Source organism: Colwellia sp. BRX10-1, assembly GCF_014077545.1.
Taxonomy (GTDB): domain Bacteria; phylum Pseudomonadota; class Gammaproteobacteria; order Enterobacterales; family Alteromonadaceae; genus Colwellia_A.
This window is the reverse complement of the sequence record NZ_JACGWC010000001.1, coordinates 427524-444152: the sequence shown is the minus strand read 5'-3', so window position 1 is coordinate 444152 and position 16629 is coordinate 427524. Positions and strand designations below refer to the sequence as shown.

Below are 16629 nucleotides of genomic sequence, written 5' to 3'. Positions count from 1 at the left end.
ATTAGATAAGACCTGATTTTAGTAAGTCGTGCATATTCATTGCGCCAATAGGTATATTATTGTCATTAACAATAATTAAACCATTAATTTTTTTGTCTTCCATGATTTTTAAGCCTTCGGCGGCTAGCATATCTTGATGAGCCACAGTGGGATTTTTTGTCATCACAGATGCAATAGTATCGAGATGTATATCAATACGTTCATCAAGAATACGACGTAAATCTCCGTCAGTGAATAAGCCTTGTAATTGACCACTCTCGTCGACTACCGCCGTCATCCCCAAACCTTTTAATGATACTTCAACCAACGCATCCTTAATTTTAGCATTAGCATTTACAGTTGGTAAGCGCTCACCACTATGCATTATATCACTAAGACGCAGTAATAGGCGTTTTCCTAAACTACCACCGGGATGAGAGAGTGCGAAGTCGTCAGCGGTAAAGCCGCGAGCATTTAATAAGGCAACAGCGAGTGCATCACCCATTACTAGGGTTGCTGTGGTACTTGATGTTGGCGCTAATCCTAGTGGACAAGCCTCTTGTGAAACAGCAACACAGACATGGGTATCGCCTAGTTTTGCTAAGGTTGAGGCTGGATTCCCCGTCATCGCAATAAGTTTAGCGCCAATACGTTTTATGACTGGCACTATTGCTAACACTTCACTGGTTTCGCCCGAGTGCGAAATAGTTAACACGACGTCATCACCGGTTATCATACCTAAATCACCGTGACTTGCTTCACCAGGGTGAACAAAAAAAGAAGGTGTGCCGGTGCTCGCCAGCGTTGCAGCAATCTTGCCACCGATATGGCCTGACTTGCCCATGCCAGCAATAATAACCCTACCTTTACAGTTAAACATTAACTGACAGGCATATTCAAAGTTCTCATCAATGTACTGGGCTAACTCTGCAATAGCCTGTTGTTCTATGTGAATAACGTCTAACGCTAGTTGTTTGAAATCGTTCATTATTAGCCCGTTTTTATTTTGTAAATTGCTATTATAGTGTTTGTTATTGCTTTATTTGACTAAAAAGTAGCGCTTGATAAGCGATAAAAGCGCCTATTAATAACAAACCTTTTAAGCGGCCAATGCAAAACTTTCCGGCACGACGAGTAAAACACAGTATAAATAATAATACGGTAACTCCAAGCATGTAAGGAGCGTCACGTGCTGCGGCATCTGAATCTACTTCGCCCGGTGCAATTAAGCCAGCGAGCGAGAGTACGGCCAAAATATTAAAGATATTAGAGCCAATAATACTCCCTAGCGCTAAATCATCTTCTTTCTTGATAATACTCATAATACTTGCAGCAAGTTCTGGCAAGCTTGTGCCAACGGCAATAACGGTCAAACCAATCACTAAGTCACTGATGCCAAATGCTTTAGCAATAAAAACGGATGAATCGACCAGGTAGCTAGCACTCATAGGTAAGAAAATAATACCAACGACTAGCCAAAGTAAAGATTTAGGTTTGCTAACCGCGTCTGGCACTTCTTGTTCAGCTTCAATGATCAATGGATCATCAATTGGCCGAGTTTTAGAGGCTCTTATGGTGATAAAAAGTAACGCAAATATATAAACAAAAAAGCCGATCATCAGTGATAAGCCTTCGTTAAAGCCAAAGTAATCGTCAGAAAGCATCCAATAGGCTAGGGCGGTAACAATTAAAATTAATGGAATTTCTCGTCTTACCGTTGATGAGGATACGTTTAAAGGTTGAAATAATGCTGTTATACCGAGTACCAAAGCAATGTTAGTAATGTTTGAACCGATTGCGTTACCGATAGCTGTATTATTGTTACCGTCTAAAGATGCTGTCGCTGCAATCATCATTTCTGGAGCAGATGAACCCATGGCAACAATAGTTAAACCAATAATCATCGGTGAGATACCAAAATTTCTTGCTAATGATGAGGCACCAAAAACAAATTTATCAGCACTCCATACCAGAGTAACAAGTGAAACAAGTAAAATTAGAATCTGTAATAACATTAAGGGCTCCTATATTAAGAGCGTAAATTGTCGCTGGTTGCGAAGCAAAAACAAAGAGAAATAATCAGATCTTGGTAAAAAAGTGCCCAAAAGGCGGTTTTTTTACATGCCATTGTTAAAAAATAGCCAAAGTAAAAATTTCATTAAAGCAAAAATATATCTTCTGAGAGTAAAATCTTACACTTTATTACGTTTTTACACGCTTTCTTACGATTTTTATTTACATTTTTAACGCAATTTTAATGACGTTTTTTGATTGCTCAGGTAAAATTCACCTGACTTTAATAATAACAACCAGTGACGTTATATAAATCTTATGCCTGAAAACTTGGTCGATATCCAGAACCTTACGTTTAAACGTGATGAACGAGTGATCTATGATGATATTAGTTTGTCGATCCCTAAAGGAAAAGTTACCGCGATAATGGGGCCAAGTGGTATTGGTAAAACCACCTTATTACGTTTAATTGGCGGTCAACTCAGACCCAATTCAGGTAAAATACTTTTTGACGGACAAAATATTCCAACATTATCACGCAGTGCACTTTATGAAGCGCGTAAACGTATGAGCATGTTGTTTCAAAGTGGCGCGTTATTTACCGATATGAGTGTTTACGACAATATTGCTTTTCCGATGCGCGAACACAGTACCCTGTCAGAATCGTTAATTGAAAAAATGGTATTAATGAAACTTGAGGTCGTTGGTTTACGCGGTGCACGAAATTTAGCACCTGGCGAACTTTCTGGTGGCATGGCACGAAGAGTTGCCCTTGCCCGCGCTATCGCCTTAGACCCTGAACTTATTTTGTATGATGAGCCTTTTGCGGGACAAGACCCTATTTCAATGGGTGTTATTGTTCGCTTAATAAAAGATTTAAATGAAGCATTAGGTTTAACCTCAGTTGTGGTCTCACATGACGTTACAGAAGTAATGAGTATTGCTGATTACATTTATATTATTGCTGAAAAGAAAATTATTGGTCATGGCACACCGTCAGAGATAAGTAAGCAAACATCACCACTGGTGCAACAATTTATTCAAGGTGAAGCTGATGGTCCCGTACCATTTCATTTTCCTAGCGCCCCTTATCAAGATGAATTAATGGGTAAGGAGCCTAAATAATGAATAGTTTACAAAGTTTAGGTCATAACATTATTGCCACGATTACGGGATTAGGGCGAGCAATAGTTTTATTACTTTCTGCATTGCTTCATGTGCCGAATGTACGTAAAGGCTTTCCTCTATTGGTGCAGCAGTTATATTCTGTTGGCGTACTTTCACTGATGATAGTGGTGGTATCCGGTTTATTTATTGGCATGGTTATCTCTTTACAAGGCTATACTATTTTAGTGGGTTATGGTGCTGAAGGCAGTTTAGGACCTATGGTCGCACTATCTTTACTCCGTGAATTAGGCCCTGTGGTTGCGGCATTATTATTTGCAGGACGTGCAGGCTCGGCATTAACCGCCGAAATTGGTTTAATGAAAGCAACAGAACAATTATCAAGTTTAGAAATGATGGCAATTGATCCGTTACGTCGTGTGATTGCACCAAGATTCTGGGCAGGGTTTATTAGTTTACCTTTGCTAGCCGCTATTTTTTCTGCCGTAGGGATATTAGGTGGTCATCTCGTCGGTGTTGAATGGTTGGGCGTAGACAGTGGTACATTCTGGTCAGTGATGCAGGCTCAAGTTGATTTTCAAAAAGATATTCTTAATGGGGTGATAAAATCGGTTGTTTTTGCTTTTGTTGTCACTTGGATAGCTGTTTATAAAGGTTACGATTGTGTACCAACATCAGAAGGTATTAGTCGAGCGACAACTTCAACAGTTGTACAATCATCATTATTGGTTTTAGGGTTAGATTTTGTATTAACAGCATTAATGTTTGCGAGTTAATGTTTGCTGTTAGTTAATTTTTATAATAATTTTTATTTTAGGTTTGGTGGAAGACATGGTGTCGAAAAAAATTGAGTTAATGGTAGGTTTATTTGCAGCAATAGGTATTGCTGCGTTGCTTATGCTTGCGCTGAAAGTTGCTGATAGCGGTATTTCCGGTAATAGTGAGACATATCAACTTTATGCTAAGTTTGATAACATTGGCGGTCTAAAAGTTCGTTCAGCGATAAAAGTGGGTGGTGTTGTTGTCGGTCGTGTTAGTCATATTACCATCGATGCAAAAGATTATACGCCGGTAGTCACTTTAGATATTTATACACAGTATATTAATTTTTCAGAAGCAACGTCGGTCTCTATTTTAACCGCAGGTTTGTTGGGTGAGCAATATGTTGGCTTACGACCTGGCTTTGTTGATGAATCGGTAGGCACGCTAGTTCCAGGTGACTTTATTGAAGATACTAAACCAGCATTAGTATTAGAAGAATTAATAGGACAATTTTTATTTAGTCAAGGAAGTGACTAGCAGGTTTACCAATGGAGAGTAGTAATATAATGAAAAAATTATTTACAGTAATAATCGCTTTAGCATTAATGGTGAGTATTAGTGCAACAGCAAAAGCGGTTGACAGTAAAAACCCGTACGCGATGATCGAAACGGTAGCGAAAGTAACGTTTAAACGTTTTTCTGACGAACAACCAGAGATTCGTAAGAACCCTGAAATATTGAAAGATATCGTTCGTGAAGAGTTGATGCCTTACATTAATTACCGATATGCAGCATTGAAAGTTATCGGTTTTAAAAACTTTGAACAAACAACTTCGCAAAGCAGAGCTGATTTCGTTGATGTTTTTAGAGAGTATTTAGTTACCTCATATGCACAAGTCTTTACCTTGTATAAGCAACAAGAAGTTGAATTTGAACCAGAAAGAGACTTTGATGACGCTAAGGTTGTTGCTGTTAGAACCTCGGTTTTAGACCCAGGTAGACCACCTATTGATATTTCATTTCGTGTTAGAAGAAATACCACAACCAATGAATGGAAAGCTTACGATATGGTCGCCGAAGGTGTTAGTTTGCTTGATAGTAAAGAGGCAGAGCTTAGCGGCTTAATACGTCAAAAAGGTTTGCCATACGTTACTGAAATGTTAAAAGAAAAAAGCGATCAAAAAATCGTTTTTAAGTAGCGTTAATAGGCTATTTCTGTGAAGATTAGGAATTGAAGTGAAGAAAATTAGTTTTATTGAAAAAGATTCCCGAGTTGTTTTTAGTGGTGAATTAACCTTATTAACTATTGATAATTCATTTGAAAAAAAATCAAAAGCTTTGATTAAATCAGGGGTGTTAATCTTTGATTTGTCAAATGTTTCAAAAGTCGATACGGCTTGTTTAGCTTGGCTACTTGCCATGCTAGAATTAAGTAATAAGACTGACTGCCAATTAACTTTTGATAATTTACCAAAAGATTTAATTAAATTAGCTCAGTTAAGTTGTGTTGATATGTTCTTACCAAAAACTGATAGTACGCTTAATCAGTAACCGGAGATAAATGTGGAAGTTTCAGATATAGAAAAATTACTTAATGATGCCCTTGAACTTGATGAGTTACATGTTGCATTTGATGGATCACAATGCAAAGTGATTGCGGTTGCAGACTTTCTTGGTGAATTAAGCCGTGTAAAGAAGCAACAAGCAATATATGCACCTTTAGCAGAGACTATTAAAGCGGGTGCAATTCATGCGGTATCGATTAAAACTTTCACAACGTCAGTTTGGCAGCGTGAAAAAATGTTTAATCTTCCGCTTTAATTTTTCATAACCAAATAAGAATATTCTATTGGATGCATTTAAAATAACAGGTGGTACGGCCCTAAAGGGTGAAGTAACCATCTCGGGCGCAAAAAACGCCGCTTTACCGATATTAATGTCAGCACTTCTCTCTAAGACACCTATTACATTTAGTAACGTTCCTAAGTTAAATGATATTGAAACGACGATTAAATTGCTAAGTCAATTAGGTGCTAAAGCTCATTGGTCTGGTGACAATGAATTAGTTATTGATGCAAGTACCATAGATCATTGCCGTGCATCGTACGAGTTAGTTAAAACTATGCGCGCGTCTATATTAGTTTTAGGTCCGTTATTGGCGCGTTTTGGTCATGCTGAAGTTTCTTTGCCCGGCGGTTGTGCTATTGGCGCAAGACCAGTGAATTTACATATTCACGGTTTAAAGTTAATGGGCGCAGACATAGACGTTGAAAATGGTTATATCATCGCTCGCAATAATGGGCGTTTAAAAGGTGCGACCATTTTTATGGACACGGTAAGTGTTACCGGCACTGAAAACTTGATGATGGCTGCAGCATTAGCTGACGGTATTACCACGATCGAAAATGCTGCCCGCGAACCAGAAATTGTTGATTTAGCTAAGTGCTTAAACGCTATGGGCGCTAAAGTTTCTGGCGCAGGTACAGATACACTGAGCATAGAGGGTGTTGCCGAGTTATCAGGCACACAGTATCGTGTTATGCCAGATCGTATTGAAACAGGCACTTTTTTAGTGGCTGCTGCGGTTACTCAAGGCAAGGTTAAGTGTTTAAATACAGATCCTAAAGCTTTAGAAGCGGTTATAAGTAAGTTACAAGAAGCTGGCGCAGAAATTACCTCCGGTGATGATTGGATCGAGCTAACGATGAATCAGCGACCAAAAGCGGTTAATATTCGCACTGCTCCTCATCCTGCCTTTCCTACGGATATGCAAGCACAGTTCGTGACAATGAACGTAATTGCAAAAGGTATGGCAACGACAACAGAAACTATTTTTGAAAATCGTTTTATGCATGTTCCTGAACTACAACGCATGGGCGCTGATATTAGCCTTGAAGGCAATACCGCTATTTCTTGTGGTGTTGAATCACTAAACGGTGCGCAAGTAATGGCAACAGACTTACGTGCATCAGCAAGTTTAGTGATTGCTGGCTTAGTGGCGACCTCAGAAACACAAGTTGACCGTATTTATCATATTGACCGCGGTTACCAAAATATTGAAGATAAACTACAAGCACTTGGTGCGAATATTACACGCATTAAAGCGAGTTAGTCTGAAATTAAGATAAAAGATACGATTGATTAAAGCACCTTTTTAGGTGCTTTTTTTATCGCTCAATATAATGAATGGCTTAGCTGCATATTATCAGTGTTGTTATTTTGCTGAAATAACCAGATAAGTAAACTCGTTACGCTATTAATTAGCAATACCCTATTCTCTTAAACTGCTAGAATGCGACGTTATAGGTAAGCTTGAACAAAGCACGATAAATTGGCAAGTTATAAAGTGTTCAATACAAATAACACAGTAACAGAATGAGAGTATCCAGATGAATAGCATTGATCTTTTTGTAAAAAATTGGGGCAGTAAAAGCGCCATGGTACCGATAGCCAGTGAGGATATAACCGAGCTAGAATTAAAATTATCTGCTTACATGCCTGATGCATATAAATATTTGATTTCGACTTACGGTTTGGTACACACGCCAAATGTATTAACTAAAATCTGTGATTTAGGTGTCGATATTACCGAAGTACAAGATTTTTTAAGCCTTGATGATGTTTTTTCGCTCTCAAAGTTATATGAAATGACCGGTATGCCAAAAGGCCATATCTTGTTTGCATCTGATTGTAAGGGCAGTATGTTTTGCTTCAAACTTAGTGATTGTGCACACAGACAAGCAGACAGTGCAGTATGGTTCTATGATCACACGGCGGTAACGGTTAATCAGGTCGCTAATTCTTTTACAGAATGGCTGGAGGCATTTAATGAACTTTGATATTACAGAACTTGGCGTTCAGGAAAAATATCGCCTACTCAATGGTGGTGTTACACCAAGACCAATCGCTTGGATCAGTACACGTTCTAAAGACGGTGTTGACAATCTTGCTCCTTACTCTTTTTTTACAGTGGCCAGTTGTAATCCTCCGGTACTTCTCTATACGCAGGTAACGCAACGCAGTGGTCTTGATAAAGACACCTTACAAAACTTAAGAGAAACGGGTGAATGTGTTATCAATATTGTAAATAGCTCATTATTGGCCCAAATGAACAAAACAAGTGCCAGTATTAGTCTCGATGAAAGTGAGTTTGACTTTGCCGGGGTTGATAAAATAGGTAGCTGTAGCGTGGCACCATTTTCGGTTAAAGCGTCGCCAATTCGTTATGAATGCACATTAAGAGAACTTATTACTCTCGGTGATTTACCTGCTGGAGGAACGCTTGTGCTTTTAGATGTAAAGTCTATTTATGTTCGTGATGACCTATACAACGAAGCAGGCATAAACCAAGTGTTAATTGATTCTGTTGGTAAAATGGGCGGAGATGGTTATAGTCTCACTTCAGAATATCTAGCCCTTGATCGCCCATAAATTTATAATAAAAGTTTGTTTAAATGGTTAACCGAGACGAACTAAAAATATCAAATATCAAATATCGACCTCATCGATTAGTCAGAATACTAATAGAATGACAGTCGTTTAGTATCTAATAAGAGCCGTTATTATGCATTCAAAAATACAATTAAGTAAAGAAGACCTTAGACAAGATAAACCGACCCGCGATGAATATGTAAAGCAGGCAAAAATCCCTTTAGTATTGGTTTTAGATCATGTCACTAATAGCTACAACATTGGTGCATTTATTCGTTTAGCGGATGCTTTTGCTATTCAAAAAATTATTATTTGTGGCGAACTCACAATTTCAGATAAAAAATTGAAAAAGGCCTCTAGAAATGAAGCGAAATGGGTCGATATTGAATACAGTGATAGCACAACGGCAAGCTTACAATCATTAATAGACGACGGTTATACTGTTTTTGGCGTAGAACTCTGCCAGCAGTCGGTTGACTATAAAGAGATGGCATATCCCACTGCTTGTGCATTAGTGTTAGGTAATGAACGCAAGGGTGTAAGTGAAGCGGCATTAAAACTAAGCCATCATCAAATACATATTTCTATGTTTGGTATGGGTAATTCTCTAAATGTATCAACGGCTGGTGCTATCGTCTTAGCTGAGTGCGCTGATCAAATCCGCAAGATATCAGCAAATATAGTTACGAATTAACCCGTTATAAAACGTTAGCCATTAACGCAGAACGTTTATTGGCTTAACTTGTTTCACCGGGCTTTGGTACATCACCTTTACTAACATTTTGTTGTTCAGATATTTCTTGTGCCCACTTATGCTCGGCCGTGTCTGCTTTTATACCTGCTTGATTATTACAACGCAGTGCAGTAAACGATAGTTGGGTTAACAGCGGAAAATGGTCTGAACCAATTGACGGTAAACGCTTAATTTTTTGCAGTGTAAAATGTTTGCTGTGAAACAAATGATCTAAAGGCCATCGAACCAATGGGTAGTCGACATGAAAAGTGCTAAATACTCCTCGTCCAACGCGAGGATCAAGTAAACCACTAATTTTACGAAACAGTCGTGTGGTAGCAGACCAAGCAACATCATTAAGATCGCCTGTCACAATAACGGGTTGCTCACTGTCAGCAACACTTCGAGCAACAATCATCAGCTCAGCATCACGCTCTGCAGATTCATCATTCTCTGTTGGGCTTGGTGGCGCAGGATGAAGAAAATGCACTCGCACTTTATCGCCGCTACGCAACTCTATTGTTGTGTGTATTGACGGAACATCTTTTTCAACCAAATAACAGATTTCTTGTTCGGCGATAGGTAATCGTGAGAATACATGCATGCCATAGAGATTATCAAGTGGGCATTTAACGCTATAAGGCATGTCAGTTTCTAGGACGTTAAGCTGTTCTTCCCACCATAGGTCTGATTCTAGTGTGACTAGCACATCGGGCTGATGTTTTTTAATCAGTGCTATCAGTGCATCGGCATTACGATTGGGTGTCAGAACATTTGAAGTAATAATGCTAAGTTGTTTATCAGCATCACATTCAGTAGAGGTTTTAACCTCTTTGGGATAAATAAAAGTATAGGGTATTATCCAAGATAACTGCCATATCAAACATAGCGTTGTGCTAATAATCAGTGCCTGCGTACTTACTCTTTGCGGATCAAGAAAAATAAAATGGGCGAGTAACAAAATCGTTGCAAGTATAGTGAACTGTAAGCGAGGAAAATCCATACCTCTAACAATCCAATGGGGATGTCGAGACAAGGGCAAAAGGGTTGTTAGCACAGTAAACAGGGTGAAAAATATGAGTATGGTTAACATTGAAAGCCTAATCTTGTTCGCTTAATCTTAATGTCTTGCGACTGTCGATATTTTCGTGATTGATTTTACTGATGCTTATAATAGTTGAAAATATAATGGGCTATTTATTGAAATAAATAGCGCTAAGCCTAGTTTACAAGTAAACACTTATAGGTGTTTACTTGTAAAAATCAACGCTTACTTTACTCTTGTGATACCGATAACAACAGCAATAACACCACCGATCATTCCTGCCCAAGCTTCAACAGGCGTATCACCGCTTAACGTACGAGTAAGTTGAGCGCTAGCTGAGTCATAAATGTTATAACCCCAAATCGCGACAGCAACACCAATAATGATAAGGGTAATACCAATAATTTTATTATTCATTTCTACTCCAAATATTTATAAGACGATAGTCTAATCGCGTTAATACTAACGAAAGCATATAACGCTATGTTAACAGTTTATCTACCACTTTCACCAATCAAAATATAATTCGACAATTTAATCACGCTGTAAAACGCTAATAAACTTAACATTAGCTTAAGTTATAGGCCTACAGATGAAAATTTATCATCGAAATTCCCACTTTAAATATGACTTATAATTCATTTTTACTACTTATATTGTAGTTTAGCCGAGCTGACTTACCTTATAAATGTAAGACATAACTTACATAATTAAGTGTGTATAGACTACATTTAGCCTTTTTTATACCTGTATAATATTACTCTTAAAATTTTTAACTATTTGTAGTTAATACAATTTTATCAAGAATTTAACGATACATAGAAGTATCGATATTATAAAAAAAGGAACGTACCACCATGAAAAAATTGTTAATTGTATCATCTTTGCTACTTGCATCAGGTTGTGCAACGGTAAAAGATTCAACCGTCACGGAGACGAAACAAAAAAAGGCGGCTGTTAGCCAAACATTGCAAGCGGATGTTGTCAGTAAAAAATACCTTAAGCGCAAAGTTGCGATAGGACGTTTTACTAATGAAACTAAATACGGACAAAGCTTCTTTATTGATAAAAATAATGATCGTATTGGTAAGCAAGCTATGGATATATTATCGGCTAAGTTGTTTGAAACCGATCGATTTATAATGCTTGAACGTGCAGATCTAGCGCAAGTTGAAAAGGAGCTTTCTATTGGCGGTGAGACGAGTCTCAAAAATGCGGCTGACTTTTTAATTGTTGGTTCTATTTCAGAGTTTGGCCGAAAAAACACCAGTGAAGTAGGAATTTTTTCAAGAGTTAAAAAACAAGAAGCCAATGCAACGGTAAACATTCGATTAATAGATGTATCAACAGGCCAGATAATCTATTCTGAGTCTGGTAAAGGGATCGCATTCTCTGAAGCGGGCAGTGTCATGGGCGTTGGTGATAAAGCAGGCTATGACAGTTCGCTTAATGATAAAGTGCTTAATGCGGCTATTACCGACTTAGCCTCAAATGTTATTGAAAACATGCTTGATAAACCTTGGAAATCTTACATTCTCTCTTCAGATGAAGGTAACCTAATTATCTCTGGCGGTAAATCTCAAAATATTTCTGAAAATTCTAAATTTACTGTTTATAAATCAGGTAACAAAGTTAAAAACCCACAAACTGGAATGTTTATTACCTTACCTGGAAAACCTATAGGTAACATTGTTGTGCTGACTTCTATGGGTGACACCCCAGAAAGTGAGATATCAATTGCTTCAATTTCAACAGGTGATTTTAGTCAATACATTGCATCGGGTGACTTCTCTTCGTTATACATTCAAGAAAGTAAATAAAGGATTATAAAATGAAATTATTAAAAATATCATTGTGTGTGTTTATTGCCATGTACTTAAGTGCTTGTGGTTATAGCGAGGGAGTTCGAACTGCTGAGCCCGTATCATATGTTTACTTCACTGGAAATGCCGAAGGGGCAGAAGTGACAGTAGGTAAAGGAGAGGCTTTCGTTGTTGATAAATTAGGTGCACGTAACATTTATAAGGTTGCTTCGGGTAAACAGCAAGTAACCATCACCAAGAATGGTGTAATAGTAGTTAACAGGATTGTACTGTTAGGTGACGGCCAGTCAAAAGAATTTAATGTACCTAAATAACAGCTAAGGACTCACAATGAAAACTAAAATTTTAATGATGGCTTGTGCGGTACTGCTAGCAACTGGTTGTGCAAGTGGCCCTAAGCCTATGTATGACTATGGTGAATATTCAGAGTCATTTTATGCAATGAAAAGGGATGCGGGTGAAATTTCTGAAGGCGAATGGAAGTTTGCGTTAGAAGATGTTATTCAACGTTCTGGTAACCAAGGCTTACGTGTTCCGCCTGGCGTATACGCCAATTTAGGTTATTTGCACTTAAAGTTAAATGATACCACAAAGGCAATTTCCTATTTTGAGTTGGAAAAAAGTGTTTATCCAGAATCAGTTATCTTTATGAATAATTTGATCAGTAAAGTTAAGGTACAGGGATAGTGATTATGTTTAATAAGACTAGAACGTTGTTGGTTACTCTCGTTGTTGTTTTTGTTTCAGGCTGTGTCAGTAACAACCTCGTCACTAAACTAGACGAATTCCCAGAGATGTATAATGAAAAACCACGTTCATTATTAATAATGCCACCGATCAATTTAAGTACGGCAGCAGATGCGAAAGATTATTATGCGACTACGGTAGAAATGCCTATCGCGTTTCAGGGATATTATACTTTTCCATACGAGCTAACGTCAGAAATATTGAAACAAGAAGGTATTTATGATGCTGAACTTGTTTACGACATGCCACTTAATAAATTTCATGAGTACTTCGGTGCGGATGCGGTGTTATTTACCAAAATACTTAAGTGGGACACTAGCTATTTGGTTATTGCTTCAAGCTTAACCGTATCAATTGAAGCAGAAATAAAATCAACAAAAACATCTTCGACGTTATGGAAATATACCGGCACGGTTGTTGTTGATCTTAGTGGTGGAAATAATGGTGGTGGTTTAGCTGGGTTGATTGTTGGCGCAATAGCGACAGCGGTAAACACAGCAGCAGCTGATTACACCCGTTATGCAAGACAGGCTAATAGCCGGTTTGTTGGTACAGTACCGGTAGGGCCTTACCATCCGCTCTACCTTAAAGACCAGAAAGTTCAAATTCTGCAGCAAGCCTCAGAAAATAATAGTGCTAATTAACTCACTATAAATAATGCAGGATATTATGTGATAATAAAATATAAAAGTGGCTTAGTTTCGCGTCACTTTTATATTATTTTCTTCACTCAAATATCTCAGCTTGTGCAATGAAACCATCAGGTAAGCTAGTCGAGTGTTTTCTTAAAACGCAGTGCTGAAACAAGTAAGCCAAAACAGGTAAAAGCAATTAACCATAGCATATCAAAACTCATCTCAATAACGGCAACATCACGTAATACTACACCTCTTATTAAGCGAATAAAGTGTGTCGCTGGCAGTGCCTCAGCAATATATTGTGCGGGCAGTGGCATACCTTCATAAGGGAACATAAAACCAGATAATAATATAGATGGCAGTAAAATAAATATTGTCATTTGCATTGATTGTAATTGGTTTTTAGCAATTGTTGATATAACTAAACCCAGTACTAAGCTGGCGCAAATAAACAGTAAAGTCGCAAGTGCTAGTTGGGCAAAACCGCCATTAAAGGGGACGTCAAATAGCCAATAGCCTAAACCAAGAATAATACAGACTTGAATCGCACCAATAAAAATATAGGGAAATATTTTACCAATCATCAGCTCAAGTGAGCTAAGTGGTGTCGTAATTAACATTTCCATATTACCGCGCTCTTGCTCGCGAACAATGGCGGCCGAGGTAAACATTATCATTGTCATTGTTAATATCACGGCAACAAGTCCAGGCACTATATTAACCACACTTCGTTGCTCTGGATTATAAAGTAAGGTCACTTCAAACGTTGCGGTATTTCGGTTGGCGGGCTTATCTAATAACTCTGTAAGTGGCATATTACGTAAACTTTTAATACTACCTGCTATAACAGTATCAGAGCCATCAACTAACCACTGTGCTATTGGCCTGCTCGTTTCTTGTTTACTCGAGGGCGGCAAACCAAAACCTACACTTGGGTGTCGAACTAAACGCTGGCTAACGTCTTGTGGGATAATTAATACTGCACGCACTTCACTGCTATCGATGGCGGCTTGTGCTTCCTTTACCGAGTAATAACTGTGAGTAAATTTAACAATGCCGGTTGCTGCAACGGTTTGCTGTAATACTCTACTCAAAGATGTCTGACTATGATCTACAACACCAACTGGGATATCTCGCACATTAGTGTTGATGGCAAAGGCAAATAGCAGTAATTGTACTAGGGGGATCATTATGACCATGCCAAAGGTCATTCTATCGCGTCTAAGTTGCAGTAGTTCTTTTATAACAATGGCTTGAATTCTTAATAGTGATATTTTCATGACTGTGTCACCCCTTGGCTGGTGCAACTAACAAAGACATCTTCAAGACTGGGTCTAACAATAACAAGTTTAGCTGTATCATTTAAGCAGGGCTGGCGCTGTAATAATGCGATAGGGTTACTTTCTTCTTTATTCACTAATACACGTAAGTGGGTACCGAGCTGGGCGGCAGAAATCACTTGTGGCAATTTGATTAAGTGCTCTTTTATTTGACGTATATTGCTTGCGCCTACCTCAACCACTTGGGCAGCCATATTATTCATTAAGTTTTGTGGGCTATCATCCGCTCTTTTTATACCATTTTCTAAGATGGCCAGCTTATGACAACGCTCCGCTTCATCCATGTAATGCGTTGAGACTAATATTGTGGTGCCTTGATCGCAAAGATCAAATAATTGTTCCCAAAACTCTCGTCGGTTTTGCGGATCAACCGCCGAAGTGGGCTCATCTAAAAAGAGTAACTTAGGTTTATGTATCACTGCGGCGGCAAGCGCTAGCCTTTGTTTTTGACCACCACTCATACTGCCAGCAAGTTGCTGACTTTGCTGTGTTAATTGATGAGTACTTAATAATTCACTCAGTCGTGATTTTTGTTGATTAGCCGTTAGACCATAAATTCGACTGATAAATTGCAAGTTCTCTTTAACGGTAAGATCCTCATAGAGAGAGAACTTTTGTGTCATATAGCCAATTTTCATTCGCAGTTTATTGGCCTCTTGCGGTAAATGACAACCCAAAACGTTAACCTGACCACTCGTTGGAATTAATAAACCTGTCAGCAATCGAATTGCCGTGGTTTTACCTGAGCCATTGGGGCCTAAAAATCCGTAAATAGTTTGCTTCTCTACAGATAAATCTAGCGCAGATACTGCCGTTAATTCGCCAAATTTTCGAGTGAGATTTTGTGCGCTTATCGCAAAAGAGCTATTAAGATTTTTTTCTTGGCTATCGTTTAAGTGCTTCATGGCATTATAACTTGCGCTGGCACACCCATTGGCAGCTCTGCAGCACTATCAGGTAATTGTATTTCAGCCAAATACATAAGGTTTGCACGCTCTTCTTGGTTTAATGCAAAGTAAGGGGTAAAAGCAGGTTCAGAAGATATCCAGCGCACAGTACCAATAATCGTATCTGTTAAACCATCAACTTGTACGGTTAATTTATCAGCGACTTTAATTTTTACTCGGTAGGGCTCTGGCACATAGACACGTGCAAAAGGAGCACGTCCCGCTAATACAATTGCTACGGGGCTACCGAGTGTGACACGTTCACCGAGGTTCCATGGAAGATTGTCTAATAGACCATCACGTTTTGCGGTAATGGTTAAATCATTGAGTTTTTTATTTTCACTGTCGAGTACCGCAACCGCGGTTGCTAAAATAGCTTCAGCTATTTGTAAGTCCTCGATACGAGCACCATTAATTAGTTGTAATAGTTTTTCTTGAGCGCTGTGTAATTTAGCTCTATTTTCATCGCGTAATGCAAGGGAGTTTTCGAGCGTTACCTGACTAGATAATGCTTGCTTTATCAGTATTTGAGTGCGTTTATAGTCTGCCTCACTTTTGATCAGTGCGGCTTTCGCGCCCTCGACTTCTGCAGATGCCGCGGCAACTTCTTCTTTACGCGCACCATTATGTACTTTTTCTAAGTTAGCTTTTGCTTGTTGCATCTGAGCTTGAGCTTTAGCAACGAACGCTTTTTGAAGGGTGTCGTCTAGCCTAACCAATATTGTACCTTCAGTAACTTGACTACCTGCACTAACAGGTAATGCCGTGATAACTTCACTCACTGTTGCTGTGTGCGCTATGCGTTCTCTTTCTAACGTACCTAAGGCAATACCTGGTTTTTTGTTATCACAACCGCTAAGTGTTGCTAAGGTTATAAATAATGTGAATAGACAAGAACAAGTAGCGAAAGCTTTAGTAGACATAATAATTTATCTCATTGAAATATAACCTAGTTTTTAGTCTATTCTCAATCAGTTAAAAGTCAATTTATTCTCTAGTATAAGCTAGCTGTTAACTAGGCTGAGGCTGAACATCAAGGTTAACTA

21 protein-coding genes are annotated in these 16629 nt (G+C 38.5%); 14 read left to right on the top strand and 7 right to left on the bottom strand.

Features of this window, described 5'->3' with window-relative positions; all coding sequences use genetic code 11:
* Position 1: 1 nt before the first annotated feature.
* Positions 2–967: a KpsF/GutQ family sugar-phosphate isomerase gene (locus H4J75_RS01970; protein ID WP_182176371.1), complete on the bottom strand. Its 966-nt coding sequence runs from the start codon at positions 965–967 to the stop codon at positions 2–4.
* 43 nt (positions 968–1010) lie between these two features.
* On the bottom strand, positions 1011–1994 hold the full coding sequence (locus H4J75_RS01965; RefSeq protein ID WP_182176370.1) for a calcium/sodium antiporter: 984 nt from the start codon (positions 1992–1994) through the stop codon (positions 1011–1013).
* A 316-nt stretch (positions 1995–2310) separates the two neighbouring features.
* Here H4J75_RS01965 and mlaF point away from each other — a divergent pair, with 316 nt between their 5' ends.
* From mlaF to H4J75_RS01915, 10 genes are all read left to right on the top strand, one after another.
* Positions 2311–3117 carry a phospholipid ABC transporter ATP-binding protein MlaF gene (gene mlaF, locus H4J75_RS01960; protein WP_182202505.1) on the top strand — a complete coding sequence of 269 codons (807 nt, stop codon included), beginning with the start codon at positions 2311–2313 and terminating at the stop codon, positions 3115–3117.
* Positions 3117–3893, top strand: coding sequence for a lipid asymmetry maintenance ABC transporter permease subunit MlaE (gene mlaE, locus H4J75_RS01955; protein WP_070374875.1), 777 nt, complete (start codon positions 3117–3119; stop codon positions 3891–3893). The genes mlaF and mlaE overlap by 1 nt, the downstream gene beginning before the upstream one ends.
* Before the next feature lie 55 nt (positions 3894–3948).
* Positions 3949–4416 carry an outer membrane lipid asymmetry maintenance protein MlaD gene (gene mlaD / locus H4J75_RS01950; protein ID WP_070374874.1) on the top strand — a complete coding sequence of 156 codons (468 nt, stop codon included), beginning with the start codon at positions 3949–3951 and terminating at the stop codon, positions 4414–4416.
* A gap of 29 nt (positions 4417–4445) precedes the next feature.
* Positions 4446–5078, top strand: coding sequence for an ABC transporter substrate-binding protein (locus H4J75_RS01945; RefSeq protein ID WP_182214626.1), 633 nt, complete (start codon positions 4446–4448; stop codon positions 5076–5078).
* Positions 5079–5115: 37 nt separating this feature from the next.
* The gene (locus H4J75_RS01940) at positions 5116–5430 is read left to right on the top strand and encodes a lipid asymmetry maintenance protein MlaB (protein ID WP_182176367.1); all 315 of its coding nucleotides are present in this window, start codon (positions 5116–5118) and stop codon (positions 5428–5430) included.
* A 12-nt stretch (positions 5431–5442) separates the two neighbouring features.
* Positions 5443–5700, top strand: coding sequence for a BolA family protein (locus tag H4J75_RS01935; protein WP_070374871.1), 258 nt, complete (start codon positions 5443–5445; stop codon positions 5698–5700).
* Between the two features lie 28 nt (positions 5701–5728).
* Positions 5729–6991 carry a UDP-N-acetylglucosamine 1-carboxyvinyltransferase gene (gene murA, locus H4J75_RS01930; protein WP_182221192.1) on the top strand — a complete coding sequence of 421 codons (1263 nt, stop codon included), beginning with the start codon at positions 5729–5731 and terminating at the stop codon, positions 6989–6991.
* Between the two features lie 277 nt (positions 6992–7268).
* A complete protein-coding gene (locus tag H4J75_RS01925; protein ID WP_182221191.1) occupies positions 7269–7718 on the top strand; it encodes an SMI1/KNR4 family protein in 450 nt (149 codons plus the stop codon).
* Entirely contained in the window at positions 7708–8310 is a 603-nt protein-coding gene (locus H4J75_RS01920) for a flavin reductase family protein (RefSeq protein WP_182214623.1), read from the top strand. The genes H4J75_RS01925 and H4J75_RS01920 overlap by 11 nt, the downstream gene beginning before the upstream one ends.
* Positions 8311–8443: 133 nt before the next feature.
* Entirely contained in the window at positions 8444–9004 is a 561-nt protein-coding gene (locus H4J75_RS01915; protein ID WP_182218063.1) for a TrmH family RNA methyltransferase, read from the top strand.
* Between the two features lie 43 nt (positions 9005–9047).
* Here the strand turns inward: H4J75_RS01915 and H4J75_RS01910 are convergent, their stop codons facing one another.
* Together H4J75_RS01910 and H4J75_RS01905 are read right to left on the bottom strand one after the other, a co-directional pair.
* Complete coding sequence (locus tag H4J75_RS01910) at positions 9048–10136, bottom strand: endonuclease/exonuclease/phosphatase family protein (protein ID WP_182221190.1); 1089 nt, start codon at positions 10134–10136, stop codon at positions 9048–9050.
* Between the two features lie 177 nt (positions 10137–10313).
* Complete coding sequence (locus tag H4J75_RS01905) at positions 10314–10505, bottom strand: DUF3185 family protein (RefSeq protein WP_070374865.1); 192 nt, start codon at positions 10503–10505, stop codon at positions 10314–10316.
* A gap of 440 nt (positions 10506–10945) precedes the next feature.
* On the opposite strand from H4J75_RS01905, the gene H4J75_RS01900 reads away from it, so the two are divergent.
* The 4 genes from H4J75_RS01900 to H4J75_RS01885 are packed head-to-tail and all read left to right on the top strand — an operon-like array spanning position 10946 to position 13302.
* Positions 10946–11908: a CsgG/HfaB family protein gene (locus tag H4J75_RS01900; protein WP_182176361.1), complete on the top strand. Its 963-nt coding sequence runs from the start codon at positions 10946–10948 to the stop codon at positions 11906–11908.
* An 11-nt stretch (positions 11909–11919) separates the two neighbouring features.
* Positions 11920–12225 carry a hypothetical protein gene (locus tag H4J75_RS01895; protein WP_182221189.1) on the top strand — a complete coding sequence of 102 codons (306 nt, stop codon included), beginning with the start codon at positions 11920–11922 and terminating at the stop codon, positions 12223–12225.
* A 16-nt stretch (positions 12226–12241) separates the two neighbouring features.
* Entirely contained in the window at positions 12242–12598 is a 357-nt protein-coding gene (locus tag H4J75_RS01890; protein ID WP_182176359.1) for a DUF4810 domain-containing protein, read from the top strand.
* Between the two features lie 5 nt (positions 12599–12603).
* Positions 12604–13302, top strand: a complete 699-nt coding sequence (locus H4J75_RS01885) for a GNA1162 family protein (RefSeq protein WP_182218055.1) — start codon at positions 12604–12606, stop codon at positions 13300–13302.
* A gap of 125 nt (positions 13303–13427) precedes the next feature.
* Here H4J75_RS01885 and H4J75_RS01880 read toward each other — a convergent pair whose 3' ends face one another.
* From H4J75_RS01880 to H4J75_RS01870, 3 genes are read right to left on the bottom strand one after another with little or no spacing between them, the layout of a single operon-like run.
* Positions 13428–14576, bottom strand: coding sequence for an ABC transporter permease (locus tag H4J75_RS01880; protein WP_182218053.1), 1149 nt, complete (start codon positions 14574–14576; stop codon positions 13428–13430).
* Positions 14573–15541, bottom strand: coding sequence for an ABC transporter ATP-binding protein (locus H4J75_RS01875; protein WP_182221188.1), 969 nt, complete (start codon positions 15539–15541; stop codon positions 14573–14575). The genes H4J75_RS01880 and H4J75_RS01875 overlap by 4 nt, the downstream gene beginning before the upstream one ends.
* On the bottom strand, positions 15538–16506 hold the full coding sequence (locus tag H4J75_RS01870) for an HlyD family secretion protein (protein ID WP_182221187.1): 969 nt from the start codon (positions 16504–16506) through the stop codon (positions 15538–15540). The genes H4J75_RS01875 and H4J75_RS01870 overlap by 4 nt, the downstream gene beginning before the upstream one ends.
* Positions 16507–16629 lie beyond the last annotated feature (123 nt).